Genomic DNA, 25,282 nt, shown 5'->3' on the forward strand with positions numbered 1-25,282 from the left:
CGTCGCCTGCTCTGCTAGTCCTCGCCCTCTGGCCCATCATCCAAGGTGCCGCGGTCTTGCTTGCCGTGACGAGGCGCGCTACCTGCCCGACTGGCGCGCTCGCTCTGGTGATCATCCCGCTTGTCGGCTTGCCTCTCGCGGACGGACAGCGCCCCCCACTCGATGGGCCCACCATTGGCATCATGCAGGCGCACATCGAGCTGGTTGAAGGCGATGTCGACACCGTGCTCCTGGAAACGGGATGCGATCTCGACGTTGATTTCATCCGCCGCATGCAGCCGATCGGTCAATGAATTGACGAAGATGCGCAGTTCGAAATCAAGCGTGCTGGCACCGTATTGCAGGAAGAACACCTGCGGCTCCGGGTCCTTGAGCACCCTGGCATTGCCCTTGGCCACCTCGCGCAGCAGGCGATGCACCAGCGCCAGATCCGAGCCATAGGCCACCCCATAGTTGAGCACCACCCGGGTGACGTTGTCGGATAGCGACCAGTTGATCAACTGGTCGGTGACAAAGGTCTTGTTGGGAATGATGATCTCTTTGCGGTCGAAGTCCGTGACGGTAGTGGCACGAATACGAATGCGGCTGACGGTGCCATGTAGGTTGCCAAGGGTGATGGTGTCACCGATGCGCACCGGCCGTTCGAAGAGAATGATCAGCCCCGAAATGAAGTTGGCGAATATTTCCTGGAGTCCGAACCCCAGGCCCACCCCCAAGGCAGCGACCAGCCACTGCAATTTGTCCCAGGTCACCCCGAGGGTTCCCAGCGCCATCACCACCCCACCCCCGGCGATCACATAAGACAACAGCGAGGTGATCGCATAGGCACTGCCCTGCTTGAGCGCCAGCCGCGACAGCACCATCACCTCGAGCAGGCCGGGAAGGTTGCGCGCCAGCATCATCGTCAAGGCCACCGTCACCAGGGCGATGAAGACATCAGCTACGCTGATCCCCGCGGCAACGCCGCCTTCACCACTGCCACCCGACTCTCCCGCCCATACCGCCACCTGATTCAGGTAACCCAGTACGCTTAGCAGATCGGCCCATATCAGATACAACAGCATCGCCAACCCCAGCACCAGGATGAGCTTGGATAGACGCAATGACTGCTGATTGACCTGATTCATGTCCAACGGAGGTTCCTCGACCACCTCCATTCCGCTTCCCGACTCATCGCGCTTCAGCGCCCGGCGACGCGCCAATGCACGCCGGTAAGCCAAGCGCCGCGCTGCCACCGCTAACCCCCGCACCACGGAGGCTTCGACCACGATCCATACTCCCAGCAGATAGAGCGTGATCACATAACGCGCCACCAAACTCAGGGCCGTGTACTCATACCCCAAGATGATCAGGCACATCAGCAGCAATGGCACCGCAGCCAGCGCCAGGCCAACCAGCAGGCGCAGCAACAGGACGCCGAAAAAAGGCGTGTGGGCGGCAATCAGCTTGCTCTGCACCACCGCCATGCCAGCGAGGCCCGAAAGCATCAGCAGCAAGGCCAACGGATACTGTGACAAGGCGATTTCTCCACCGCGCGCCACGCTCGAGATCATCAGCACCGGCACCAGCGACAGTCCCAGCCACTGCAGCAGCCTGGAAAGCCGCTCCGCGTAGGCTGGTGGCCACAGGAAATGACGCGTCGCCACCCCATCGCGCACCAGCAACCGCCTCGCCCAGGCGATACTGCCCCAGGCCAGTGCCAGTTGAACCAGTGCCATGCCAAGCCGCGACGTCATGCCAACTTGCCCAATCAGTAGCACCAGGCCCAGCGACGCCAGCACTAGCGGGCCAGGGCTTGCCAGCAGCGCATTGAGCGCTATCGCCTTCGGGGTCAGGGCCTGGGTGTCATATTTGAGATGCCCGATCTTGTCGCTGAGCAGCACCAGATGTCGCTTGATCGGAGGACGCAGCAGGAAGAGAACGACGGCGATCAATAGCGGCAGCAGCCCCACCAGACTTCCAAGCCCAGGCCACTGCAAGGAAAATGCCGAGCGCCACGCGCCGTGCACCCAGGTGTCGGCCAGCCGCGCCGGTATCTGACCCAGCCAGCCCAGGTCCAGCGGACGGCTATTGGCAACCCAGAACAGCTGTTCGTCGAGCGTCGTACGCAACTGCCTGCTAAGGGCCAGCAACTGCTGCTGATTGAGCTGCAAATCAATGGCCGCGCTCAGCTCCTCGCCATAGGCTTGCTCTACTTGGTCGACCAACTCTCGCCGCGATCGATAAATCCCCTCCAGGGCAGTGATCAGCGCATCCGAGGGTTCGACCTTGGCCGCCGCCAGTTCCTCTTTTGCCAAGGCAGTGGTATCGCGAAGCGCCTCACGCTGGCGGCCCAGCTCGAACTGCTTGAGACGCAGGTCGGCGATGTCGTCCTGCAGATTGCGGCGCTGCTCGACCTGCGGCAGCAGGCGTCGCTGTTCGCGCAGGATGCGTGACAGCAGCAGGCTGCCGCGAATCGCGTCGATCTGTTCATTCAGGGTCCGCTGAAGCTGGCGCACGCGGTCGAGCTGACGGCGCACCTCTAGGCCGTCGCGAGCCAGGGTGTTGGAAAGCTCAGTGGCCTTTAATAGCTCGAGGCTCAACTCGCGATTGACCTCTTGCGCCTGCTTGACCGCTGGGTGCTCGGTTTCGACCTGGGCACCGCCGGCCGCAGCCTCTTTGATGGCCTGCTCGGATTGGTCGCGCCGCTTGCGGTCGAGAACCGCCTGCAGCATGGCCAGATGGGCCTCCTGCTGGGCGATCTGCCGGTTGAGCTGGTCCTGGCGAAGCTGGGCGAGTTCGCGCAGACGAGAGTTGGCATTCAGCGCACTCTGCTGATAGCGCACGGTCAGATCCGCCAGACGCATCTCGGCGAGTCGCTGCAGCCGTTGAGGATTATCGGCCGGCACATCAGCCAGGTTTTCCAGGGCCTGGCGACTGCTCTCGAGTGTGCGCATCGCATCAGCGATGCTCTGCTGGGCGCGTTCGGGCAGCGTCTGGGTGTTGATCAGCTGCGTATTGACCTCGCTCAGGCGGTCCTGCTGTCCCTGCAGCGTATCCAGGGCATCCTGAAGACGAGCGGCTAGGTCAGTCGTCGCAAGCGAGTCGAGTGATTCCGGCGTCATGTCCGGCGCGGAAGAAAGATCGTGTTGCAGGGACTGTTTCAGTGTCTCGATATCTGCCGGGGAACTGGCAATCCGCTTCTCCAGTGTTGCCATATCGGCCTGCATATCCTGCAACTTGGAAAGCGTCTGCCGGGTTGACTTGAGCGCCTCCAGATCGCGCTGCGCGGCCTCATCAAGCGTCGCACCTTCCTGAGGCTCGAGGCCCTGAATGCGGGCATTCAAAGTCGCGATACTCGGCAAATCGGACGTCGAGGCGTCCTGCGCCAGTGCCGGTCCAGTCAAGGACAGCAGCAAGAGGAGCACCAACAGCGCCAACCACCCGACGTGGACGCCCCCCCGTGCCCAACGCGCCACATGCCCTAGCGCAATACCCTGCCCATTCACTTGCCCCACCGCCCTTCCTCCGCATGTTCGCCCAACGTATATGCCGCCATTTCCCCAGCGGCGCCGGGACACGCCAACGAGCCACAATGATAGACGGTACCCAGCGAATCCCTTCATATTCAGTGTCTACCGCGACGACGATCGCCACAACTCGGCGCGACCGCGACATATCGCCTCTTCTTCGCAAGGGAGAACTCCGTTGCGAAAGTCGTTGTGAAAGTCGTTGAGAAAGTCACTGAAAACGCCCGAGAGATAACGAGAACGATTGACTTGGCCTCACGTCATGGTAGAAACAGGACTCGATAGGCGACCGACAGGAATCAGAACATGGCCATGCCCAAGCCACTCAAGGCGCTCGCCCTGGCCTTGTGCGCTAGCACACTGGCAAGCGAAGCCGTCGCACAGGACAGCGACACCGAGGGGCGAGCGACCAACCAGCCGCTGACTCAGGAAGAGATGACCGACCAGCTTTCTGCCCAGCGTGCCTTGGAAGAAGCCGAGCAGCGGCGCGAACTGGAGGAGGAATCCGAGAATAATCCCTTCGCGATTACCGCCTATCGCCGCAACTATCTGTTCCCCTGGAGCTACAACACCAACCCCAACCAGGAAGATTTCCGTTCGATCAGCGACTCGGAAGTGGGCAATGCCGAGGTCAAGTTCCAGTTCAGCGCCAAGTTCAAGCTAGCCGACAATGTATTCGGCAACAACGGAGACCTATACTTTGCCTACACCCAGCGCAGCTGGTGGCAGGCCTACAATTCGGAGGCCTCTTCCCCCTTCCGGGAAACCAACTTCGAGCCAGAATTCTTCGTCAGTTTTGACAACGACATGTCGATGCTGGGCTGGACCAACATTCAGAACCGCTTTGCATTCAATCACCAGTCCAACGGCCGCTCGGAGCCGCTGTCACGCAGCTGGAACCGGCTATATCTGGAAAGCATCTTCCAGAGCGGAGACTGGGTGGTCAGTGTAGCGCCCCATTGGCGCATCCCGGAGTCCGAAGAAGAAGACGACAACCCGGACATCGAGCGCTACATGGGGTATGGCGACATTACCGTGGCAAGGCGTCTAAATGACAACCACGAAGCCAGCCTGCTGGTGCGAGGCAATCCCGACGCCGGTCACATGGGCTATCAGTTCGACTATTCGCTGCCCCTCTCCGACAGCATGCGTTGGCATATCCAGTATTACCACGGCTACGGCGAGAGCCTGGTCGACTATGACAACAATAACAATCGCCTTAGCATTGGCTTCAGCCTCAACTCTTTCTTCACCAATGCACGTTGAACATCAGCAAGGGCACCTCGGGCAGGCATGGCAAAGGGTGCTGTCCACGCTCCTAGGCTGCTATGCTGAACACGTTTCCCACCCGTCAAAGGAAGACTCGAATGGCAAACCGTAAGCCCAACATCGATACCAGCACCGACCAGCTCAAGAGCGACCTTGAGCACCTGACCAACACGCTGGAGGAGCTCGTAAACGCCACAGCGGATGACTCACGCAGCAATATCAAGGAGATGCGCGAGCGTGCCGAGCAACGCCTCAAAGACACCCGCGCTAATCTGGAAGCCCGAGGCGAACGGCTCTACAGCAATGCCCGCGACAATGTGCGCGAACAGGCCGATGCATGCGACCAGTACGTCCACGATAACCCCTGGACCAGCATCGGCATCGGTGCCGGTGTCGGCGTCGTGATCGGCATGCTGATCGGGCGGCGCTAATGGCTCAGGGCCAAGGACCGGCAGAGCGCGTATTCGAGGCCACCCGGCGACTGATCGGCAGCCTGATTACCAGCGGCGAGACGCGATTGCGTCTCGCCGTGGTAGAGCTCGAAGAGGAGAAGGCTCGTCTGATCACCCTGCTGCTGCTGGCAGGCGTCAGTCTGCTGCTGCTGCTGTTGGGCTTGGCGATGCTGACCCTGCTGGTGGTCGTGGTGTTCTGGGACAGCTATCGGCTGGAAGCCATCGTCGCCTGCGCACTGGCTTTGCTGGGCAGTGGCCTGGTGATGGCGCTATGGGTGCGTCGCCTCGCCAAGCGCCCCACTCTTCTCAAGAGCACGCTCAAGCACCTCGCCACCGACCGCGAGCTCATGAACGCGGAGCGACAGCATGCCCAAGCCGACCACTAATACCGCTGCCCGCAAAAGCACCGACGAGGCGAGCCTTGCCGAACGCAAGGCGCAGCTTGAAACCCGCATCGAGCAGCAGCGTATCGATGTGTTGGTCAACGCCGAACACTGGCGACAGGCTACCCACGGCATCGATGCTTTCTATCATGCCGTGATGCGCTGGAAGGCACCGCTTTATGGGATTGCCGGGCTGGTAGCTTGGCGCAGCCTGCGCCGCCCGAAAGGGGGCAGGCGACTCGCCGGGCGTGCGCTCGGACTCGCCATGACGGCAAGGCGTCTTCGCCGCCTCGTCAAGTAACGGCGCCTGTGGTCTAGCTATTAGGCGTCTAGCTGTCAGGCGACCGGTTCAGGGCCGCGCCACCTTCCAGAAGCGCCGATAACGGCGGCAAAAGGCCTTGGGTGATTCGGCATACAGCAGGCCTCCGAGCCTTCGGGCATCATCACGCAGGGTGAGCTGGCGGCGCGACGCGCGCCACTCAAGTTCCGCAACAATCCCGTCTTCTAAGCCCTCCAGGCGCAGCAGCTCCTCTCGCAGCATCGTGAGGTCGTGTTCGTCGCCCAGTCGTTCAGCCAGCAACTTGAGTTCCCTGGCCCGAGCACGCTGAGCCGCAGGCCAGAGCGGGTGAAGCAGGCGCACGTGATACCAGTGATACTTGACCTGCTTTCGCCACTCGTGGAAGTCGCCATCATCACCGCTTGAATACGCCTGAGTGAAAGCCGCCCGCCCCTGGCCATAGACTTTTTTCAAGCCGCCTGCGATGGCCTTGACGCCCTTTTCCGTCAGCCGCCAACTTGGCAGCCGCTCGCGCACCGCCTCGAGTTGCGTGCGGGCCGACGCTAGGTGATGCGCGGTGTTATCCCCCCTCCCGTTCTCTTCGGCCTCCGCCCCAGCGAGCAGCCGGTCCCGCGCGGCGACCAGCGCTTCACGTACGGGGGCGAGCTGCCGAGCCTCGTCTTCCAGCGTTTCAGCAGGCACCAGGATATCGAAGGTGTCGATGCACACCTGTGCATCCCGGGACCCTGACAGGGCGTTTGCCGCATCACGCAAGGCGGCGTTTTCCCGGCGATACATGTCAGGGGGCATGGCATAGCGCATCAGACGCAGCAGCCCCCGCAGCATCTTCATCCGCTTGCGAACCTGATGCACATGATCGGCCAGTCGCGGATCGCTTGGCTCGACCGCCAGCTCAGCAAGGGCCTTGCGCAGTTGGCGATCGACGATCCTCGTCAGGTTGGCCTGCATGGCCCGGTCCAGTCGTAGTGCAAACGCCATGGCATTCTCCCTATGCGATACACACGATGAGCCAAAAGCGACTCGATAATGCGGGCGACAGTTACCGCCATTTCCGAGACCTAGGGTTTGTGCGAAACGTCAGTGAACGCAGATAGTTTTCGTACACAGCCTAGAGCGACTGCCCACAGGCAACGCCCGACGCCCAAGCCCATTGGAAATTGTAGCCGCCCAATTCGCCGGTCACATCCAGCACCTCGCCAATGAAGCGCAACTGCGGCAGACCATTGACCGCGAAGTCCTTCGACGACACACCATGAGTATCGACGCCCCCCATGGTGACCTCGGCGGTCCGCCAGCCTTCGGTTCCCGCCGGCTTTATCGACCAATGATTAAGGCGTGCCTGCCAGTCTTCGAGGCGGGCATTGGACAGCTCAGCAAGCGGAGCATCCTGCCCATACCACTCACTCAGCGCCTGAGCGAAGCGCTTGGGGAAGCGCTCGCCAAGCCAGGTCGAAAGACGCCGCTTGGGCGTTTCCCGACGCGCACGGGCCAGGGCCTCGAAGGCACACTCCCCCGCCAGCAGGTCAATTTCAAGTTCGTCGCCGGTCTGCCAATAACTGGAAATCTGCAGCATGGCAGGCCCGGAGAGCCCGCGATGGGTGAACAGCATCGGCTCCCGATAGGCACCGTCACGGCACTTGACCGCCACCTCGCAGCTGACGCCGGAAAGCGCCGCGGCGCGCTCCTTCCACTGCGATGTCAGGGTGAATGGCACCAGCGCCGCCCGGGTGTCGGTGACCGTGAGACCAAACTGGCGAGCGATGTCGTAACCAAAGCCAGTGGCGCCCATGCTGGGAATCGATAGCCCACCGGTGGCGATGACCACGGCACCGGTGTCGATACGCCCAAGCGAGGTCTCCAGGCGCATCCCCTCGCCTCGCCGCTCGATGGAGTCGACGCGGGTCTTGAGGCTGACCTCGACACCCGCCCACTCACACTCGGTGAGTAACAAGCGCACGATGTCCTTGGCCGAATCCGCGCAGAAAAGCTGTCCCGGCGCCTTTTCGACGTAATCGACGCCGTGGCGCTCGACGAGCTCGACGAAGTGCTCCGGCCGATAGCGCTTCAGGGCCGAAATGCAGAAATGCGGATTGCCGGAAAAGAAGTTGCCGGGCCCCGTCGCCATATTGGTGAAATTGCAGCGGCCACCACCCGACATCAGAATCTTCTTGCCAGCCTTGTTGGCATGGTCGATCAGCAGCACGCGCCGGCCGGCGTAACCGGCGGTCAGCGCGCACATCAGTCCGGCCGCACCGGCACCGATCACCACCACATCGGGTTGGGAAGTCATGCAGCATCACCCTTGGAGCCATGGAACAAGGGCGAGATGGTACCAGAGCGGCAGGGGACGCTGGTGATCTTCCCGGCTTATGCCACGCTGGCCTCTCAGCTTGACCTTGAGAGTGGGCTGATAGAGCGGGCCGATAGAATGGGCTGATGATGCAAGCGCTGCGCGCCGGTCCGAGCGCCACTTTCCTTGTCATCGCGGGCCCCTGTACATGTCTTGTCGACACATTGTCTTATGCACTCGCCGCGTATAAGGTGTGTATAGATTTTAACCGCAGTCATTGATCATCGGCACACCTTACGATGAAGACTCACGAGGCGGCGACTGGGGCGATGACGACGGAAGCGCGACGTCCAACCACAGCCCTATTGCCAGGCAAATCTCCCTTCCCCCTAGCCCCGACCAAGAGACACCACCTTGATGCCATTCTCGATGCCAAGGCTGCCCTTCCGATGGCTGCCACTCCGACGGACGACACGCCGCTCTCGCCTGGTCGTGGTGTGGCTTGCGCTCCTGATGACCCTACTGCCCGCGTTAGCCCAAGCGCAGGCATCCCTCAGCACAGTCATTGCCAGCCGCGCCGATACCCTCACCTGGTCAGAACAGCTGGAAGCGCTGGGCACGCTGCGTGCGGATGAAAGCGTGACGCTCTCTGCGACTGTGACCGAGATCGTCAGCGAAGTGAGCTTCGAGGATGGCCAGCGGGTTAGCACCGGCGCTGTACTGATCCGCCTGGAGGACGGCGAAGAGCAGGCGCAGTTGCGCGCCGCCCAGGCGCTGCGCGACGAGCGACGCAATGCGCTGTCTCGCGCCAGCCAGCTGCAATCTCGCAACCTGGCGCCCAGGGCCAACGTCGAGGACAGCCAGGCGCAGCTGAGGCAGGTCGAGGCACAGATCGACGAAATAGAGGCGCGGCTGGCCGCCCACCGGCTGCGTGCGCCGTTCGATGGTCAGGTGGGCTTTCGCAACATCAGCGTCGGCAGCCTGGTCACACCCGGTATGGCACTGGTGACGCTGGACAAACTCGATGTCGTGAAGCTCGATTTCCAGGTGCCTGAGAGTCGCATCAGCCTGCTGTCGAGAGGGCTACCGCTTACGGCCCATAGCCCGGCCTACCCCGATGAGCGCTTTCAGGGCCAGATCGCCAGCATCGGTACCCGTATTGACCCGACCAGCCGCAGCGTCACGGTCCGCGCCAAGCTGCCCAACGACGGGCGCCGGCTGCGCCCCGGCATGCTGATGGAAGTGACACTCGACGGCGCGTCGCGCCAGGCGCTGGTCATCCCCGAAGCCGCATTGATTCCAGAAGGACGCCGCCAGTCGCTGCTGGTGATCGATGAAGCCGAGATGACGGCGCACCTAAGAGATGTGAGCATCGGCGCCCGCCGCGCCGGCCGGGTGGAAATTCTAGACGGCCTTTCAGCCGGCGACCTGGTGGTGATTCATGGCAGCCAGTCCACAGGCGATGGACAAGCCGTCGAGGTGCTCGGCATCGTCGATGCCTCGACCACGGTCGCGGAGATACTCCAACGCAGCCGACCGGCTACGGGGGCCGCGACCAAGGCGGATGATTCCTGATGCGCCTGTCCGATATTTCCGTCCAGCGCCCGGTCTTGGCAAGCGTACTGGCCGCCTTGATCGTGGCCTTCGGTTTACTGGCGCTGGAACGCTTGCCGCTGCAGGAATATCCGGCCATCGACCCGCCTATCGTCAGCGTCGACACCCGTTATCCGGGCGCCTCCTCAAGCGTCGTCGAAACCCGCATCACCCAGGTGCTCGAGGACCGTATCTCAGGCATCGAGGGCATCCAGACCATCAGCTCGTCGAGCCAGGATGGCGAATCCGAGATCACGGTCGAGTTCGGTCTCGACCAGGACATCGATGCCGCCGCCAACGACATGCGCGACCGCATATCGGGGGCCCGTGGCAACCTGCCGGATGAGGCCGAGCCTCCGGAGATCCAGAAGGCCGACAGCAGCTCGGAAGTGGTGGTGTGGCTGAGCCTGTCTGGGGAAGGCTATTCGATGGAAGAGCTCACCGACTACGCCAATCGTTATCTGGTCGATCGGCTGTCAGTGCAGCCCGGGGTCTCTCAGGTGCGCGTCGGTGGCGGGCGCGATTACGCTATGCGCATATGGCTCGACCGCCACGCCCTGGCCGCCCGCAACCTGAGCGTCGGCGACGTCGAGGATGCCCTGCGCGAGGAAAACGTCGAACTGCCCGGCGGTGCCATCACCTCCGAGGACCGGCAGTTCGTGGTCCGCCTGCCCCGAAGCTTCGCCACCGCCGACGACTTCCAGAGGCTGGTGCTGTCCGAAGGTGCCGATGGCGATCTGGTGCGGCTCGGCGATGTTGCCAGGGTCGAGATCGGCGCCGTCGAGGAGCGCACCGTCTTTCGCGGCAACGGCGTGCCGATGGTGGGTCTTGGCATGATCAAGCAGTCCACCGCCAATGTGCTGGACCTAGCCCAGGGCGTGCGCGCCGAAATGGAGCGCTTGCAGAAGACGCTCCCCGAGGGGCTGAGCCTGCGCCTCAACTTCGATGCCTCGGTGTTCGTGTCCGGGGCCATCAGCCAGGTGGTGACGACGCTGTTTATCGCCATGGGACTCGTCGTCATCGTGATCTTTCTGTTTCTTGGCAACCTGCGCACCACGCTGATTCCAGCGGTCACGGTGCCGATTGCGGTGATCGGCACCTTCATTGCCCTGGCAGTATTCGGTTTCACCATCAACCTGCTGACGCTGCTGGCCCTGGTGCTGGCCATCGGCCTGATCGTCGATGACGCCATCGTGGTGCTCGAGAACATCCATCGGCGCATGCAGCAATACGGCGAGACGCCGCTGGTGGCCGCCTTCCGCGGCGGCCGCCAGATCGCCTTCGCGGTGATCGCCACTACCCTGGTGCTGGTGGCGGTCTTCGTGCCGCTGAGCTTCCTTGAGGGTGACATCGGCCGCCTGTTCGGTGAATTTGCGCTGACCCTGTCCGCCGCCGTGGCCATCTCGAGCCTGCTGGCCCTCACCCTGACGCCGATGATGGCCTCCAAGCTGCTCAGCCCCGGCATGCATGAGAGCCGTCTGGCCATCGGTGTCCAGCGCCTGCTCGAGTTCAGCCAGCACCTGTACCGCACGGTGCTGATCCGAGTGCTCAAGATGCGTCTGCTAGTCGCCGCACTGTTTCTGGCCATGCTGGGCGGCGCTGGCTGGCTCGCCACGGAGCTGCCCCGCGAATACACCCCCAAGGAAGATCGCGGCAACTTCTTCCTGCTGGTCAACGGCCCGCCCGGCGCCAGCTACGACTACATGCTCGACTACATGAACGAGATTGAGACCCGGCTGCTGCCGATGATCGAGACCGGCGACGTCGACCGGGTATTGATCCGCGCGCCACGCGGCTATGGCAACATCGAGACCTTCAACGACGGCTTCGCGATTATCGGCCTGCCCGACTGGGGCGAGCGGCGCTCGGCGTGGGCGATCATGGATGATGTCCGCAGCCGGCTCTCAGGCCTGCCCGGGGTGCGTACTTTTCCGGTAATGCGCCAGGGGTTCGGCGGCCGGGTGGAGAAACCCGTGCAGTTCGTGCTCGGCGGCGGCACTTATGAACAACTGGCCAACTGGCGCGACCGTTTGATCGATCATATCCGCACCGACAACCCACGCCTGATCGGGCTGGAAAGCGACTTTGATGAAACCCAGCCCCAGCTAAAGGTCAATATCGACTACCAGCGGGCCGCCGAACTCGGGGTTACCGTCAGCGAGATCGGCCGCACCCTCGAGACACTGCTCGGCGGTCGCAACGTCACCCGCTACGTCGATGACGGCGAGGAATATGAAGTGATACTGGAAGGCGAGCCCAGCGACACGCAAAGCCCGCGTTCGCTAGACAGTATTCAGGTACGCTCGGCGCGCAGCGATGAACTGATTCCTTTGGCAAGCCTAGTGACGCTGACCGACTTTGCCGGCCCCAGCACCCTCAACCGCTTCAACCGCATTCGCGCCATCACCCTCGAGGCCGACCTGGCCGAGGGCTATCCGCTCGGCGAGGCCCTGGCCTACCTGCAAGCCAGCGTCGATGAGCTCCTGCCCGCAGAAGCCCAGACCGACCTCAAGGGCGCCTCGCGCGACTTCATGGAGGCGAGCGGCGCCACCACCTTCCTGCTGCTACTCGGGGTGCTGGTGGTGTTCCTGGTACTGGCGGGTCAGTTCGAGAGTCTCGTGCATCCACTGGTGATCATGCTCACCGTGCCGCTGGCGCTGTGCGGCGCCCTGTTGGGGCTCTATCTCGCCGGGCAATCGCTGAACCTATATAGCCAGGTAGGGCTCGTCATGCTGGTTGGGCTCGCCGCCAAGAACGGCATCCTGATCGTGGAGTTCGCCAACCAGTTGCGCGATCAGGGCAGCGCCTTCCGTGACGCCCTGATCGAGGCCTCAGTGACCCGGCTGCGGCCGATCCTGATGACCGCAGTGACCACCATGGCCGGGGCCGTGCCGCTGATCATGTCCACCGGTCCCGGCGCCGAAACCCGGCTGGTGATCGGCATCGTGATTCTCAGCGGTGTCGCCGCGGCGACCCTGTTCACCCTGTTCGTGGTGCCGGTGGCCTACGACCTGCTGGCCCGGCACACCGGTTCGCCGCAGGCGGTCGCCCAGCGCCTGGAGCGAGAAATGGGAGATTAAACGCTAGCCGAGGGACCCGGCCGCCGAGCTTGATGAAGAATGCCTAGCCTGATGAGTCCGCAGCTCTCGATGGCGTCGCCGGGTTCTTCGCGCCAGCCAGAGCAGCGGCGTGGCGGCTGCTATGCTTCAGAACAGAATGATGCTTTCACCGGAGTTGAAACGACACTTCTGACAGCCAGCCGCCACCCACCGGCCAAGAGGAATCACTGCCATGATCGAATTTCTGCCCCCCGGGGCCAGCCATGTTGTCGCCCTGCGCGCCAGCGGACGAGTGAACGCCGATGACCTGCAAGAAGCCATCGACGCCATTGAGGCCCTGAAGAAGACACATCCCCGAATCAGCCTCTACACCGAGATCGACGAGATGCGCTGGATGACCCTGACCGCCATGCTGCGTGACCTGGGCTATGGCCTGACTCAGATCGGCGATATGGCGCATTATCACCGCGCTGCCGTGGTCACCGACCACAATTGGCTGCGTCCGCTGGCCTCCCTCGAGAACCATCTCTTCAAACCCTTCGAGGTGCGTATCTTCGACACCCACCACCGGGATGAAGCCAAGGAATGGGTTCGCGACCTACCTGAGGCGCCCCAGGCCGCCGATGCCGACGAGGCAACGGCCGGTTAGCGGCTCACAGGTTTAGGCTGCGGTCTCGGCTATTCAGCATTCGCCCATGCGCTGAGCCTCGATGGTGGTGTGCATCTTGAGCTCGCCCATCGGCGTGGTGGTGTCGATGTCCACACTGCCCTCGGCGCGTTCACCGAGGAAACGCATGTTGCCATCGATGTTCGCCTCACCGCCGGAACCGCGACACATCATGCGGTAATCCATGCGATCCCGGCCGATGGTCGATTCGATCACCTCGCAACCGTCCTGCTCCTGAATCATGGAGCGTTGGGCATCGGCGATGTCGGCTTCGGTCAGACATTCCTGGTGGGATTCCGTCTGATCGGGAATCGGCAGGTCGCCCTCGACATGGGTCATGCTGCTGAACGCCCACATCCCGGGTACCAGATTCGGCGCTCCCCCTTGCGCCATGACCGGCAGGGGGAGCATCAGCAGGGCGGCAACAAAGAGCAAAACGATAGCGGGCATGTGGCACATCTCCGAGGGTGGCTGTTGGCTCCTCAAGCGTAGCTCAATACAGGCTCAACCCAAGCTAAGGCGAAGGACGAAAGGCATAAAACCAAGCCGCTGCTAATATGGTCCTTGGCATGAGGCATTGCGTCTTATCACCCGTCATTTTCCACCGCCTATCGTTGCCCTTCATTTAAGCTGCCAGGAATCCATATGAAGCTCGAAACCATCGCCCTGCACCACGGATACGAACCGGACAACCAGCATGCCGTGGCCGTGCCCATTCATCAGACCACCTCGTTTTCCTTCGACAGCGCTCAGCATGCCGCCGACCTGTTCGACCTCAAGGTCGAGGGCAACATCTATTCGCGAATCATGAATCCGACCTGCGCGGTCCTCGAGCAGCGCATCGCCGTCCTGGAAGGCGGGATCGCCGGCCTGGCGGTGGCTTCCGGCATGTCGGCGATCACCTATGCGATCCAGACCATTGCCGAAACGGGCGATAACATCGTCTCCATCAGCGAGCTGTATGGCGGCACCTACAACCTCTTTGCCCATACGCTGCCCCGCCAGGGCATCGAGGTACGCTTCGCCCACAAGGACGACACGGCCGGCATCGCCGCCCTGATCGATGAGCGCACCAAGGCCATCTTCTGCGAGAGCGTGGGCAATCCATCAGGCAGCGTGGTCGACATGCAGGCGCTGGCCGATGTGGCGCACCGCCACGGCGTGCCGCTGATCGTCGATAACACCGTGCCCACCCCCTTCCTGTGGCGCCCTATCGAGCACGGGGCGGATATCGTCATTCACTCGGCCACCAAGTACATCGGCGGGCATGGCACCACGGTGGGCGGTGTGATCGTCGATTCCGGCACATTCCCCTGGGCCGATCATCCCGAGCGTTTTGCGCTCTTGAACGAACCCGACGTCTCCTATCATGGCGTCAGCTATACCCGCGACGTCGGCGACGCCGCCTTCATTGCCCGCGCCCGTGTAGTGCCACTTCGCAACATGGGTGCCGCGCTCTCGGCCCAAGCCGCCTGGAACCTGCTGCAAGGGCTCGAGTCCCTGGCCCTGCGCATCGAGCGCATCTGCGACAACACCCTCGCGGTGGCCAAGCATCTGGAACAGCACCCGCAAGTCACCTGGGTGCAGTATGCGGGCCTCGAGAGCCACAAGGACCATGCTCTCGCCGAGCGCTACATGGGTGGCCGTGCCTCAGGCATCCTGAGCTTCGGCATCGAAGGCGGCCGCGAGGCCGGCGCCCGCTTCTACGATGCACTGCAACTGATCCTGCGCCTGGTGAATATCGGCGACGCCAAGACCTGCTCGTCGATTCCGGCCTCGACCACGCACCGCCAGCTCAACGAGGAGGAGCTCAAGGCCGCCGGCGTGACCGCGGACATGGTGCGTCTGTCGATTGGCATCGAACACGTCGACGACATCATCGCCGATATCGATCAGGCCCTGGCCGCCGCCAAGGGCTGAAAGGCCCCTTGGCTCGCGCCCAGCGTCAATTCGGCCATCCAAAAGCACTCATCGATAAACCCAGCCATAAAAAAGCCCCCTCGATGAGGGGGCCAAAAAGCAGAGCATTGGGGCTCGGCTGTCACACCAAACCTAACCAGACCCGCGCCAATCAGGCGCGGCGATCGAAGCCGTTATCCAGGAACGGATAATCGGTATAGCCCTTCTCGTCACCACCATAGAAGGTCTCGGGATCCGGCTCGTTGAGCTCGGCGCCCAAGCGAATGCGCTCGACCAGATCCGGGTTGGCGATGTAGGAACGCCCGATCGCCACTGCATCGGCGATGCCGTCGCTGATGATCCGCTCGCCGCGTTCGGCGTCGTAATGCCCGCAGAAGATCAGGCTGCCGGTAAAGCGGGCGCGCATCTCACGACGGAAATCATCGCTGAACGTGATGTCGCCGCCGGCCCAATCGGGCTCGTTAACGTGCACATAGGCCAGGCCGCGCTTGGACAGCTGCTCCAGCAGGTAGAAGGTCATCGCCTCGGATTCGTCATCGGTCAGCCCGAAGAGCTCGATGAACGGCGTCAGGCGAATACCGGTGCGCTGGGGGCCAAATACCTCGGCCACCGCATCGACCACCTCGAGCGGGAAGCGGGCGCGGTTTTCCAGTGAACCGCCGTACTGATCGGTGCGCTTATTGGTGCCGGTGGCCAGGAACTGGTTGAGCAGATAGGCGTTAGCGGCGTGCACCTCGATCATGTCGAAGCCTGCCCGCTTGGCGCGAATGGCCGCCTGGCGGTAGTCATCGACGATGCCGGGAATCTCATCGGTTTCCAGCGCCCGCGGGGTGCTGGTCTCGTGCCGGCCGGCGGTGCCGTCCTCGAATTCCACGAAGCACTGGGCGCCCTCGCCTTTCAGCGCGCTGGGCGCTACCGGCGCCTGGCCATCGGGCTGCACCATCTCATGGGATACACGACCGACGTGCCACAGCTGCAGCGCCATGCGGCCACCCTTGGCATGCACGGCATCCACGACGCCCTTCCAGCCGGCTTCCTGCTCATCGGTCCAGATGCCCGGGGTATACACATAGCCGCGGGCCGTCGGGGAGATATTGGTCGCCTCGCTGATGATCAGCCCAGCGCCGGCGCGCTGGCCGTAGTAGGCTTCCTGCAGCTTGCCCGGCACGCTGTTCGGCGTGCGGGCACGGGTCAGGGGCGCCATCAGAATGCGGTTGGGTAGCGTCAGGCTACCCAGGCGGGTCGGTGTCAGCAGCGTATCGTGGGCCATTCGGCAACTCCCGTTACAATAGATTCAAGGCATGATTCGCAAGATGCGATCTTCGCCTACTTTGATTAGACCAGTTTACTAGCAAGCTGGGAGAGCTGACTACCCCACGCTAATTATTAGCGCATTAAGTAAAATCAATCACCGTCAGCGAGCCTTGCCTGCCAACGATGTTGGCAGCGCCAAAACCTGGCGGTGAGGTGAGTAGTGGTGAAAAAACTAGTGGCGAAAGGAGCGATGATGGAACTGGAATTCGACGACCCGCACGAGCAAGAACGCTGGTATGCGGTAAATGACGGCGTGATGGGCGGCATCTCGCAAAGTGGGTTCAGCGTTTCCCAGGGCGAGGGGCGCTTCCATGGCGAGGTATCGCTTGAGAACGGCGGTGGGTTCGCATCGGTGCGCCGCCAACCGGATGGTACTGAATCAGGCTTTGCCCAGGCCAAGGGCATCGCCATCACCGTGCGCGGCGATGGACGCAGCTACCAACTGCGTCTGAAAAGCTCAGCGCTTGGCGACTCCAGCGCTTATCGGATGACCTTCACCCCGTCAACGGATGCCTGGCAGACGCTCACCTTCCCATGGGCGGCATTCGAGGCCGTGAGGCGCGGCACCGTTCTGAGTGACGCACCGCCCCTGGCGCCGGAAGACATTCACCAGATCGGTTTCCTGATTGCCGACCGCACTGCCGGGCCTTTCTGCTTGCGGGTAAAACGGGTGGCCACGGTTGTCTCTGCGGCGTCGGCTGACGCCGAGCAGCCAAGATAGCTGCCGAGGATAGTTGCCGAGATAGACGCGCACTGACAGGCGTTCAAGACCAGACGGGGAGCAGAGCAAGGAGGCGGCACGTCGCCCTGGGAAGCCCCCAGGGCGAGATTGGCGGGCGCTTAGCGGCTGACGGCCGCTACCAGGGCGTTAGCGAAGGTCTCGGTGGTACCGCTGCCGCCGAGATCCGGTGTGACTTCCTCACGAGAGCTCTCTAGCACCTCGCGGATGGCGGTACGAATCCGCGTGCCTTTATCGTTCATGTCCAGGTAGTCCAGCATTTCCGCTGCGGCCAGCAGCAGAGCGCAGGGGTTGGCCACGCCCTTACCGGCGATGTCCGGTGCCGAGCCGTGTACTGCCTCGAAGATCGCCGCCTGCTTGCCAATGTTGGCCCCCGGCGCCATGCCCAGGCCGCCGACCAGGCCCGCGCAAAGGTCAGAGAGAATATCGCCGAACAGGTTAGTGGTGACGATGACGTCGAACTGATGCGGATTCATCACCAGTTGCATGCAGGCATTGTCGACGATCATTTCCTGGAACTCGATCTCAGGAAAATCCTTGGCGACTTCTCGAGCAACATCGAGAAAGAGCCCGGAGCTGGACTTGATGATGTTGGCCTTGTGGACCGCCGTGACTTTCTTGCGCCCCTTGGCACGTGCAAGCTCAAAGGCATGACGCACGATGCGCTCGGAGCCCTTGCGGGTGGTCTTGATACTCGCGACCGCCGTCTCGCCGTCTTCGCTCAGGCTCTGGCCTTCGGCCATGTAGGCGCCTTCGGTATTCTCGCGCACGGTGATGAGATCGATGTCATCGTAGCGCGACCGCGTGCCCGGGAAACTGATCGCCGGGCGCACATTGGCGTACAGGTCGAAATGGCGACGCAGCTGAACGTTGATGGACGAGAACCCCTTACCCACCGGCGTGGTCAGCGGGCCCTTGAGGGCCAGGCCGTGCTCGGCGATGCTGTCCAGCGATGCCTGGGGAATCAAGGTACCGTGCTTCTCCAAGGCCCCTAGCCCCGCCTCGATCACGTCATACTCAAAGCCACAGTCCAGGGCATCGAGCACCTTGAGCGTGGCATCCATGATCTCAGGGCCAATACCATCTCCTTTGATGACGGCGATAGTCTGGGGCATAGCGAGTCTCCTTGGATGTGGGAACAATTGCTCAGCGTCGTCTTTATCCTAACGCCTGCAAGGAGCATGAGAGTGTCAGAATGTGGCCCCGCTGACTAGGTACAAAGTCTAAAGAGGACGCAAGGCCGACGCGCCTAACGCCAGTGTAGTACTGGTGCCACACGGGAAGAATCGACGTAGCCAGCAGGATAGCTCGCTTAGAAATAGCCCGCGGTTTTCTCGCAACGTCCTATCGGGTTCATTGCGCTGCCAGGATCCAGCCCGCTGCCTTCTCGGCAATCATCAGGGTTGGCGAGTTGGTATTCCCGCTGGTAATGGTCGGCATGATGCTGGCATCCACCACGCGCAGGCCGATTACCCCCCGGACCCGAAGGTGAGAGTCCACCACCGCCATGGGATCGTCGTCGCGTCCCATCTTGGCGGTGCCAACCGGATGGAAGATGGTGGTGCCGATATCGCCGGCCAGCCGTGCCAGGTCATCATCGCTCTGATACTCCACCCCCGGTTTGAACTCCTCGGGCTCGTACTTGGCAAAGGCCGGCTGAGCGGCGATCTGGCGCGTCACCCGCAGCGAGTCGGCGGCGACCTGACGATCCTCCGGCGTGCTCAGGTAGTTGGGTGAGATAGCCGGCGGCTTATGCGGGTCGCGACTCTTGATGCGCACCGTGCCCCGACTGGTCGGGTTGAGGTTGCACACACTTGCTGTGATGGCCGGAAAATCATGCAGCGGCTGGCCGAACGCCTCGAGGCTCAGCGGCTGGACGTGGTATTCGAGGTTAGGGTGCTTGTAGTCTGCGGAACTGCGGGTAAAGGCACACAGCTGGGACGGTGCCATGCTCATCGGCCCGGAACGTTTCAGGGCGTACTCCAGTCCGATCTTCGCCTTGCCGAACAGCGTGCTGGCCATGGAGTTGAGGGTCTTGGCACCCTTGACCTTGTAGACCGAACGAATCTGCAGGTGGTCCTGCAGGTTCTCGCCCACGCCTGGCAGGTCTGACACCACCGAAATGCCATGCTCGGCAAGCAGCGCCGCCGGACCGACGCCTGAGATTTGCAGCAACTGCGGCGAGCCGATGGCACCGGCGGAGAGCACTACTTCGCGACTTGCTGTCGCCACGACCTTTTCTCCCGCGCGCTCGGCCGTGACCCCACAACAGCGGGGCTCGCCGTCCTCGTCTGAGGCAAAGTCGAGCCCCAGCACCTGGGTGGAATGCCAGACCGTCAGGTTGCCGCGCCGTTCGACGCCCCGCAGGAAAGCCTTGGAGGTATTCCAGCGCCAGCCCGAACGCTGGTTGACCTCGAAATAGTCCACCCCCTCGTTGTCGCCGCGATTGAAGTCGCGGGTGCGAGGGATGCCGGATTCCACCGCCGCGGTGGCGAAATCATCCAGTACCTGCCAGCTCAGGCGCTGCTTCTCGATACGCCACTCGCCGCCATGGCCGTGGAAATCACGGTGTTCAGCGTCGGCGTCGCCCCCATCATCCAGGCGATGATGATCCTCGTGCTTCATGAAGTCGGGCAGGCAGTTCTCCCAGCGCCAGGCATCGTCGCCGGTCAGCTCGGCCCAGCCGTCATAGTCGCGAGCCTGGCCGCGCAGATAGAGCATGCCATTGATGCTGGAGCAGCCACCGAGAGTCTTGCCGCGCGGATAGATCAGCGAGCGACCGTTCAAGCCAGGATCGGGCTCGGTACGGAATCGCCAATCAGTACGCGGGTTGTTGATGCAGTACAGATAGCCCACCGGAATGTGGATCCAGTGATAGTTGTCTCGCCCGCCGGCCTCGATCAGCAGCACCCGGTTGGCCGGGTCCGCACTGAGGCGATTGGCGAGCAGGCAGCCGGCGGTGCCGGCGCCCACCACGATATAGTCGAAGGCATGGGTGTTGGTGTTGTTGGTTTGATCAGCCATGGCGTGCTCTCGCTGGGGATGCCGGCCCGCCCGTGGGCGGCCTTCGACCGGGGGATCGCCCCGATCGGCCGGCATACCGTTCAGTCAATGGAGGAAGGGATTATTTGGCCGTCGGCATGGCAAATTCGGCGCCCGCGTCGATGGAATCCGACCAACGCTGCATGATCGACTTCTGCTTGGTGTAGAAGCGCACCCCTTCCTCGCCATAGGCATGCGTATCGCCGAACATCGAACGCTTCCAGCCACCGAAGCCGTGCCAGGCCATCGGCACCGGGATCGGCACATTGATGCCCACCATGCCGACCTGGATGCGCCGACCGAACTCGCGGGCCACGCTGCCGCTTTCGGTGAAGCAACTAACGCCATTGCCGAACTCGTGATCGTTGATCAATTGAATAGCGGTAGCCACGTCCGGCACGCGCACGCAGGCCAGCACCGGGCCGAAGATCTCTTCTCGGTAAATGGTCATCTCCGGGGTGACGTGGTCGAACAGGGTGCCGCCCATCCAGAAGCCGTCGGCGCAGCCTTCTCCGGTGGTGGCAGAATCGAAATCGCGGCCATCGACGATCATCTCGGCGCCTTCGGCCACACCCTTCTCGATGTAGCCATTGATGCGCTGATGCGCCTGAGCGGTGACGATGGGCCCCATCTCGGCATCGAGCTCCAGGCCATTCTTGACCTTCAGGTCACGGGCCCGCTCGGCCAGACGCGGCACGATCTTGTCGGCCACGTCGCCGACCAGCACCGCCACGCTGATCGCCATGCAGCGCTCGCCAGCGGAGCCGTAGGCCGCGCCGATCAGGGCATCGACGGCCTTGTCCAGGTTGGCATCCGGCATCACCACCATGTGGTTCTTGGCACCACCCAGCGCCTGAACACGCTTGCCGTTACGCGCGCCCCGCTCGTAGATCAGGTTGGCGATGGGGGTGGAACCGACGAAGGACAGCGCCTTGACGTCCGGGTGGTCGATCAGTGCTTCCACCGAATCCTTGTCACCCTGCACCACGTTGAAGACGCCATCCGGCAGACCGGCCTGCTTGAGCAGATCAGCCATCATCAGCGAAGCGCTGGGATCCAGCGGGCTCGGCTTGAGTACGAAGCTGTTACCGGCGGCAATCGCTACCGGGAACATCCACATCGGCACCATTACCGGGAAGTTGAACGGCGTGATACCGGCGACAACGCCCAGCGGCTGGCGGGTCGTCCAGTTGTCGATGCCCCGGCTGACTTGCTCGGTGTAGTCGCCCTTGAGCAGTTGCGGAATGCCACAGGCGAACTCGACGATATCGATGCCGCGCGCCACCTCGCCCTGGGCATCGGTAAACACCTTGCCATGCTCACGGGTGATCGCTTCGGCCAGCTCGTCCTTGTGCGCGTTCAGCAGCTCGAGGAACTTGAACATGACTCGCGCCCGGCGAATCGGCGGGGTATCGGCCCAGGAAGGGAAGGCTTCCTGAGCGGCCGCCACGGCACTATCCACGTCCGACTGGGTGGCCAGCGCGACCTGGCCGGTCACCTTACCGGTGGCCGGGTTGGTGACGTCTTGGTAACGGTCGTCTACGCCATTAGTCTTATGGCCATTGATATAATGCTCGATGCGCTCGGTGGTCATGTCTACCTCTTACCTTATGTTGCACTGCACACTGGATAGCCCATGCTGCGGGGCCTAGTAGGCACAAAACTAACTCAAGGCGATGTGGAATCAATTGAGAAAGCCAAAAGCGATATATAAGATTCACAAATATCTTATCGCTCGGCGCAATGGCCATTTCCAGGGGAGGCATGCATGCATGACATCAAGGCGCTGCGCGCCTTCGTGGCCGTGGCCCATCAGGGCAGCGTGTCGCGCGCCGCCGAGGAGCTGCACCTGACCCAACCGGCCGTCAGCCTCAAGCTCAAGCAGTTGCAGGAGACCCTGGGCCTCACGCTCTTCCAGCGCCACGCGCAGGGGCTCGCGCTGACCAGCGATGGCCATGCCCTGCTGCCGTCCGCCGAGGCCGCACTCGCGGGCTTGCAGGCCTTCAAGATCAGCGCCCAGTCGATGCACGAGACGCTGCGCGGACGCCTGCGCATCGGCACCATCGTCGACCCCGAATTCATTCGCCTAGGCGCCTTGCTGCACCGATTGGTGCACCGGATCCCTCAGGTCGAGACGGAGTTGCATCACGGCACCAGCGGCTATGTGCTCGAATCACTGCTGAAACGCGAGCTGGATGTCGGCTTCTACCTGGAGCCGCCCGGCCAGATGCCGGAAACGGGGGAAGGGGCGCCGGTGGTGGAAATGATCGAACTGACGCATTTCGACTATAACGTCATCGCCCCGGCCGGCTGGTCATCGCGCCTGGCACGTACCGACTGGCCCAGCCTGGCCGCCCTGCCCTGGATCGTCACCCCGCCGCGCTCCGTGCACTACCGGCTACTGACGCAACGGATGCTGGCGCATGGGCTCACACCGAACCGCGTGGCCCAAGTCGATCAGGAACCCTGCATGATCGACCTGGTGCGAGCCGGCGTCGGCCTGGCCCTGGCCCGAGATGCCAATGCCCTGCAGGAGCGCCAGGAACGCGGCCTTGTCGTTGCCAAAGGCATCAGCCTACCCTGTGCACTGAGCTTCATCTGGCTCAAGGAGCGGCGCGACGAACCGGTGATCGCCGCCGTACGCGGTGTGTTGGAAGATATCTGGTCTTTCTAAGCGATGATCGTGGCGAGACGGGGCAGCAAATACGTTAGTCTTCGGTGGCGGCAGCGACCCCGAGACGGAGAAATATCAATGGGATCTGGACGTGCCGCACTAGAACACTGGCTGGCAGTTGCTCAGTGGGCACCGCAGGACGCAGTGGCGTGAATTGCCATGTGTTATAGCCCGCTGGGCCATGGCGCCGGATCCTCGGTCCACGTATCATAGCGGCCAGAATTTCGTGTCAGGATGATGAGATGTCAGAGCAGATCGTACTGCCCTTTCTAAAGTGGGCCGGGGGTAAAAGGTGGTTGGTCCGCGATCATCCTGAAATCTTCCCAACTGAGTTCAACACCTACATTGAGCCCTTTCTCGGAAGCGGCTCGGTGTTTTTCCATTTGCAGCCTCAGCAGGCCTTGCTATCCGATGCTAACCAGGAACTCATCACGACATACCGTGCACTGAGGAACCGGAATCGTATGGTCGAGAATCTGCTCAAAAGCTACCATGAGCAGCACTCCGAAGAGTTTTACTACTTCATGCGCGCCCAGACGCCGACTAGGCAGACAGAGATCGCAGCGCGTATGATCTACTTGAACAGGACATGCTGGAATGGGCTTTATCGCGTCAATCTTTCTGGAAAATTCAATGTTCCAAAAGGCACCAAGAGCAATGTAGTACTTGATACGGATAACTTCCGGGAAACTGCAAAACTTCTCCGCCGCTCTGTGATCACGCACTCTGATTTTGAAGCGATCGTTGATGCGGCGCAGGAAAACGACTTTGTGTTTGTCGACCCCCCTTACACGGTAAGGCACAACTACAACGGTTTCGTAAAATACAACGAGAAGCTATTCTCCTGGGAAGACCAGGTAAGACTAAAGCATGCCATCGATCGTGCAACAGAAAGGGGAGCAAAGGTATTGCTTACCAATGCAAACCACGAATCGATAATAGAACTTTACCAAGATTATGTGCAGCATAGCACGCTATCAAGAAGCAGCGTACTATCAGGAAAAAGCGAGTTCAGAGGAAAATACTCCGAACTCGCCATTCAGTGCTGGAATTAAGATCAAAAATCCGGACAAAACTCTTCCTGATTACGCATAACATTCAGCCATCTTCAGGAACCGGTACGGCATTGGCGGCGTTCTCGCCGCCACCGTCAGAAAGCGCGGGATCATGGCCTTAAGGTCATAGCGCCGATTGAAACGATACTCGAACTCGGCCAGGTAGCGTGGGGCGTGCGGCCCGCGGATGGCATGGTAAGTGCCGGTGATCGCGTTCTTGACGTTGCCGAGCAGCGTGTTGACCCAGTTGAACGCCGGATTCGCCACGCTGGCACGCCCACCGCCGGTGATGTGGCGCTCATGAACATAGGTGGGCGTATCGAAGGCCAGGAAGCATCCGAGACCGTCGCTGATGACATGGCTGCCGGGCGCAATGGCCTGTTGAGCGTAGCGACGTATCTCGGCAAGGGTAAAACCGCTCAAGCGGCGAAGCTGAACACGCTGCGGATGGCCCTCCTCGTCGGTTTGCACGGCCGCCACAAACGGGAACTTGTGCTCAGCGCCGCGACCGCGCTTTCCCGGCCGTTCACCGCCCAGATAGGCGTCATCCAGCTCGATGCGTCCAGAGAGCTTTTCGCCCTGGTTGTGCTCATGCATGACCTGCAGCAGCTTGTGCTTGAGCTTCCAGGCGGTGTTGTAGCTGACGCCGAGTTCCCGGGACAGCTGCAGCGCTGAGATGCCGCTCTTGCGCTGGGTCAGCAGATAGATGGCCAGAAACCAGGTGGTTAATGGCAGGTGCGTGGCATGGAAGATGGTACCGGCGGTCAGCGAGGGTTGATGATGGCAGCGATGGCACTGGTAGAGCCCCCGCGACAGCTGGCAGCCCGTGTTGTTGCCGCAGTCGGGGCACACGAACCCCCTAGGCCAGCGATGCTGGAAGAGGGCTGCCTGGCACTGCGCTTGGGTGCCGTACTGCTCGAGAAATGCCGGCAGCGACAGGCCGGGCTGGAACTGGATAGGATTGCGTGCCATGACGCGACCTCCTCTACTGGACATAACATCAGTATAGGAGAGCCTG

At 62.1% G+C, this 25,282-nt stretch carries 20 protein-coding genes; 11 read left to right on the forward strand and 9 right to left on the reverse strand.

Features of this window, described 5'->3' with window-relative positions; all coding sequences use genetic code 11:
• Nucleotides 1–14: 14 nt before the first annotated feature.
• The gene (gene mscK, locus BCL93_RS02700; RefSeq protein WP_258395934.1) at nucleotides 15–3,458 is read right to left on the reverse strand and encodes a mechanosensitive channel MscK; all 3,444 of its coding nucleotides are present in this window, start codon (nucleotides 3,456–3,458) and stop codon (nucleotides 15–17) included.
• Nucleotides 3,459–3,815: 357 nt separating this feature from the next.
• On the opposite strand from mscK, the gene BCL93_RS02705 reads away from it, so the two are divergent.
• The 4 genes from BCL93_RS02705 (at nucleotide 3,816) to BCL93_RS02720 (ending at nucleotide 5,914) form a co-directional block, all read left to right on the forward strand.
• Complete coding sequence (locus BCL93_RS02705) at nucleotides 3,816–4,775, forward strand: phospholipase A (RefSeq protein WP_112053549.1); 960 nt, start codon at nucleotides 3,816–3,818, stop codon at nucleotides 4,773–4,775.
• A gap of 101 nt (nucleotides 4,776–4,876) precedes the next feature.
• Nucleotides 4,877–5,209, forward strand: a complete 333-nt coding sequence (locus BCL93_RS02710) for a DUF883 family protein (RefSeq protein WP_112053550.1) — start codon at nucleotides 4,877–4,879, stop codon at nucleotides 5,207–5,209.
• Complete coding sequence (locus BCL93_RS02715; protein WP_112053551.1) at nucleotides 5,209–5,616, forward strand: phage holin family protein; 408 nt, start codon at nucleotides 5,209–5,211, stop codon at nucleotides 5,614–5,616. Before BCL93_RS02710 ends, BCL93_RS02715 begins: the two co-directional genes overlap by 1 nt.
• On the forward strand, nucleotides 5,597–5,914 hold the full coding sequence (locus BCL93_RS02720) for a YqjK family protein (RefSeq protein ID WP_112053552.1): 318 nt from the start codon (nucleotides 5,597–5,599) through the stop codon (nucleotides 5,912–5,914). The genes BCL93_RS02715 and BCL93_RS02720 overlap by 20 nt, the downstream gene beginning before the upstream one ends.
• A 48-nt stretch (nucleotides 5,915–5,962) precedes the next feature.
• Here BCL93_RS02720 and BCL93_RS02725 read toward each other — a convergent pair whose 3' ends face one another.
• Together BCL93_RS02725 and BCL93_RS02730 are read right to left on the reverse strand one after the other, a co-directional pair.
• Nucleotides 5,963–6,889 carry a CHAD domain-containing protein gene (locus BCL93_RS02725; RefSeq protein WP_112053553.1) on the reverse strand — a complete coding sequence of 309 codons (927 nt, stop codon included), beginning with the start codon at nucleotides 6,887–6,889 and terminating at the stop codon, nucleotides 5,963–5,965.
• 130 nt (nucleotides 6,890–7,019) lie between these two features.
• Entirely contained in the window at nucleotides 7,020–8,201 is a 1,182-nt protein-coding gene (locus BCL93_RS02730; protein ID WP_112053554.1) for an NAD(P)/FAD-dependent oxidoreductase, read from the reverse strand.
• A gap of 513 nt (nucleotides 8,202–8,714) precedes the next feature.
• On the opposite strand from BCL93_RS02730, the gene BCL93_RS02735 reads away from it, so the two are divergent.
• From BCL93_RS02735 to BCL93_RS02745, 3 genes are all read left to right on the forward strand, one after another.
• Nucleotides 8,715–9,776 carry an efflux RND transporter periplasmic adaptor subunit gene (locus tag BCL93_RS02735; RefSeq protein ID WP_258395918.1) on the forward strand — a complete coding sequence of 354 codons (1,062 nt, stop codon included), beginning with the start codon at nucleotides 8,715–8,717 and terminating at the stop codon, nucleotides 9,774–9,776.
• Nucleotides 9,776–12,874, forward strand: a complete 3,099-nt coding sequence (locus tag BCL93_RS02740) for an efflux RND transporter permease subunit (protein WP_112053555.1) — start codon at nucleotides 9,776–9,778, stop codon at nucleotides 12,872–12,874. The genes BCL93_RS02735 and BCL93_RS02740 overlap by 1 nt, the downstream gene beginning before the upstream one ends.
• A 211-nt stretch (nucleotides 12,875–13,085) precedes the next feature.
• Nucleotides 13,086–13,502: an STAS/SEC14 domain-containing protein gene (locus BCL93_RS02745; RefSeq protein WP_112053556.1), complete on the forward strand. Its 417-nt coding sequence runs from the start codon at nucleotides 13,086–13,088 to the stop codon at nucleotides 13,500–13,502.
• Nucleotides 13,503–13,535: 33 nt separating this feature from the next.
• On the opposite strand, the gene BCL93_RS02750 is transcribed toward BCL93_RS02745, so the two are convergent.
• The gene (locus BCL93_RS02750; protein WP_112053557.1) at nucleotides 13,536–13,970 is read right to left on the reverse strand and encodes a DUF3617 domain-containing protein; all 435 of its coding nucleotides are present in this window, start codon (nucleotides 13,968–13,970) and stop codon (nucleotides 13,536–13,538) included.
• A 195-nt stretch (nucleotides 13,971–14,165) separates the two neighbouring features.
• Here BCL93_RS02750 and BCL93_RS02755 point away from each other — a divergent pair, with 195 nt between their 5' ends.
• Nucleotides 14,166–15,440 carry an O-acetylhomoserine aminocarboxypropyltransferase/cysteine synthase family protein gene (locus BCL93_RS02755; protein WP_112053558.1) on the forward strand — a complete coding sequence of 425 codons (1,275 nt, stop codon included), beginning with the start codon at nucleotides 14,166–14,168 and terminating at the stop codon, nucleotides 15,438–15,440.
• 151 nt (nucleotides 15,441–15,591) lie between these two features.
• Here the strand turns inward: BCL93_RS02755 and BCL93_RS02760 are convergent, their stop codons facing one another.
• A complete protein-coding gene (locus tag BCL93_RS02760) occupies nucleotides 15,592–16,710 on the reverse strand; it encodes an alkene reductase (RefSeq protein ID WP_112053559.1) in 1,119 nt (372 codons plus the stop codon).
• Nucleotides 16,711–16,947: 237 nt separating this feature from the next.
• Here BCL93_RS02760 and BCL93_RS02765 point away from each other — a divergent pair, with 237 nt between their 5' ends.
• On the forward strand, nucleotides 16,948–17,475 hold the full coding sequence (locus tag BCL93_RS02765; RefSeq protein ID WP_112053560.1) for a CIA30 family protein: 528 nt from the start codon (nucleotides 16,948–16,950) through the stop codon (nucleotides 17,473–17,475).
• A 119-nt stretch (nucleotides 17,476–17,594) separates the two neighbouring features.
• Here BCL93_RS02765 and BCL93_RS02770 read toward each other — a convergent pair whose 3' ends face one another.
• The 3 genes from BCL93_RS02770 to BCL93_RS02780 form a co-directional block, all read right to left on the reverse strand.
• The gene (locus tag BCL93_RS02770) at nucleotides 17,595–18,608 is read right to left on the reverse strand and encodes an isocitrate dehydrogenase (protein ID WP_112053561.1); all 1,014 of its coding nucleotides are present in this window, start codon (nucleotides 18,606–18,608) and stop codon (nucleotides 17,595–17,597) included.
• 238 nt (nucleotides 18,609–18,846) lie between these two features.
• Entirely contained in the window at nucleotides 18,847–20,517 is a 1,671-nt protein-coding gene (locus BCL93_RS02775; protein ID WP_112053615.1) for a GMC family oxidoreductase, read from the reverse strand.
• 100 nt (nucleotides 20,518–20,617) lie between these two features.
• A complete protein-coding gene (locus tag BCL93_RS02780; protein ID WP_112053562.1) occupies nucleotides 20,618–22,129 on the reverse strand; it encodes a CoA-acylating methylmalonate-semialdehyde dehydrogenase in 1,512 nt (503 codons plus the stop codon).
• Nucleotides 22,130–22,303: 174 nt separating this feature from the next.
• On the opposite strand from BCL93_RS02780, the gene BCL93_RS02785 reads away from it, so the two are divergent.
• Entirely contained in the window at nucleotides 22,304–23,209 is a 906-nt protein-coding gene (locus BCL93_RS02785) for a LysR family transcriptional regulator (RefSeq protein ID WP_112053563.1), read from the forward strand.
• 242 nt (nucleotides 23,210–23,451) lie between these two features.
• The gene (locus tag BCL93_RS02790; protein ID WP_112053564.1) at nucleotides 23,452–24,264 is read left to right on the forward strand and encodes a DNA adenine methylase; all 813 of its coding nucleotides are present in this window, start codon (nucleotides 23,452–23,454) and stop codon (nucleotides 24,262–24,264) included.
• Between the two features lie 30 nt (nucleotides 24,265–24,294).
• Here BCL93_RS02790 and BCL93_RS02795 read toward each other — a convergent pair whose 3' ends face one another.
• Nucleotides 24,295–25,236: an IS1595 family transposase gene (locus tag BCL93_RS02795; protein WP_112053565.1), complete on the reverse strand. Its 942-nt coding sequence runs from the start codon at nucleotides 25,234–25,236 to the stop codon at nucleotides 24,295–24,297.
• Nucleotides 25,237–25,282 lie beyond the last annotated feature (46 nt).

Source organism: Onishia taeanensis (assembly GCF_003268885.1).
In the GTDB taxonomy this organism is placed as follows: domain Bacteria; phylum Pseudomonadota; class Gammaproteobacteria; order Pseudomonadales; family Halomonadaceae; genus Onishia; species Onishia taeanensis_A.

Excerpts from the sequence above, each read along its gene's own strand:
- BCL93_RS02705 (WP_112053549.1), top strand. The coding sequence starts at position 3,816 with ATGGCCATGCCCAAGCCACTCAAGGCGCTCGCCCTGGCCTTGTGCGCT.
- BCL93_RS02710 (WP_112053550.1), top strand. The coding sequence starts at position 4,877 with ATGGCAAACCGTAAGCCCAACATCGATACCAGCACCGACCAGCTCAAG.
- BCL93_RS02715 (WP_112053551.1), top strand. The coding sequence starts at position 5,209 with ATGGCTCAGGGCCAAGGACCGGCAGAGCGCGTATTCGAGGCCACCCGG.
- BCL93_RS02720 (WP_112053552.1), top strand. The coding sequence starts at position 5,597 with ATGCCCAAGCCGACCACTAATACCGCTGCCCGCAAAAGCACCGACGAG.
- BCL93_RS02725 (WP_112053553.1), bottom strand. The coding sequence starts at position 6,889 with ATGGCGTTTGCACTACGACTGGACCGGGCCATGCAGGCCAACCTGACG.
- BCL93_RS02730 (WP_112053554.1), bottom strand. The coding sequence starts at position 8,201 with ATGACTTCCCAACCCGATGTGGTGGTGATCGGTGCCGGTGCGGCCGGA.
- BCL93_RS02735 (WP_258395918.1), top strand. The coding sequence starts at position 8,715 with ATGACCCTACTGCCCGCGTTAGCCCAAGCGCAGGCATCCCTCAGCACA.
- BCL93_RS02740 (WP_112053555.1), top strand. The coding sequence starts at position 9,776 with ATGCGCCTGTCCGATATTTCCGTCCAGCGCCCGGTCTTGGCAAGCGTA.
- BCL93_RS02745 (WP_112053556.1), top strand. The coding sequence starts at position 13,086 with ATGATCGAATTTCTGCCCCCCGGGGCCAGCCATGTTGTCGCCCTGCGC.
- BCL93_RS02750 (WP_112053557.1), bottom strand. The coding sequence starts at position 13,970 with ATGCCCGCTATCGTTTTGCTCTTTGTTGCCGCCCTGCTGATGCTCCCC.
- BCL93_RS02755 (WP_112053558.1), top strand. The coding sequence starts at position 14,166 with ATGAAGCTCGAAACCATCGCCCTGCACCACGGATACGAACCGGACAAC.
- BCL93_RS02760 (WP_112053559.1), bottom strand. The coding sequence starts at position 16,710 with ATGGCCCACGATACGCTGCTGACACCGACCCGCCTGGGTAGCCTGACG.
- BCL93_RS02765 (WP_112053560.1), top strand. The coding sequence starts at position 16,948 with ATGGAACTGGAATTCGACGACCCGCACGAGCAAGAACGCTGGTATGCG.
- BCL93_RS02770 (WP_112053561.1), bottom strand. The coding sequence starts at position 18,608 with ATGCCCCAGACTATCGCCGTCATCAAAGGAGATGGTATTGGCCCTGAG.
- BCL93_RS02775 (WP_112053615.1), bottom strand. The coding sequence starts at position 20,517 with ATGGCTGATCAAACCAACAACACCAACACCCATGCCTTCGACTATATC.
- BCL93_RS02780 (WP_112053562.1), bottom strand. The coding sequence starts at position 22,129 with ATGACCACCGAGCGCATCGAGCATTATATCAATGGCCATAAGACTAAT.
- BCL93_RS02785 (WP_112053563.1), top strand. The coding sequence starts at position 22,304 with ATGCATGACATCAAGGCGCTGCGCGCCTTCGTGGCCGTGGCCCATCAG.
- BCL93_RS02790 (WP_112053564.1), top strand. The coding sequence starts at position 23,452 with ATGTCAGAGCAGATCGTACTGCCCTTTCTAAAGTGGGCCGGGGGTAAA.
- BCL93_RS02795 (WP_112053565.1), bottom strand. The coding sequence starts at position 25,236 with ATGGCACGCAATCCTATCCAGTTCCAGCCCGGCCTGTCGCTGCCGGCA.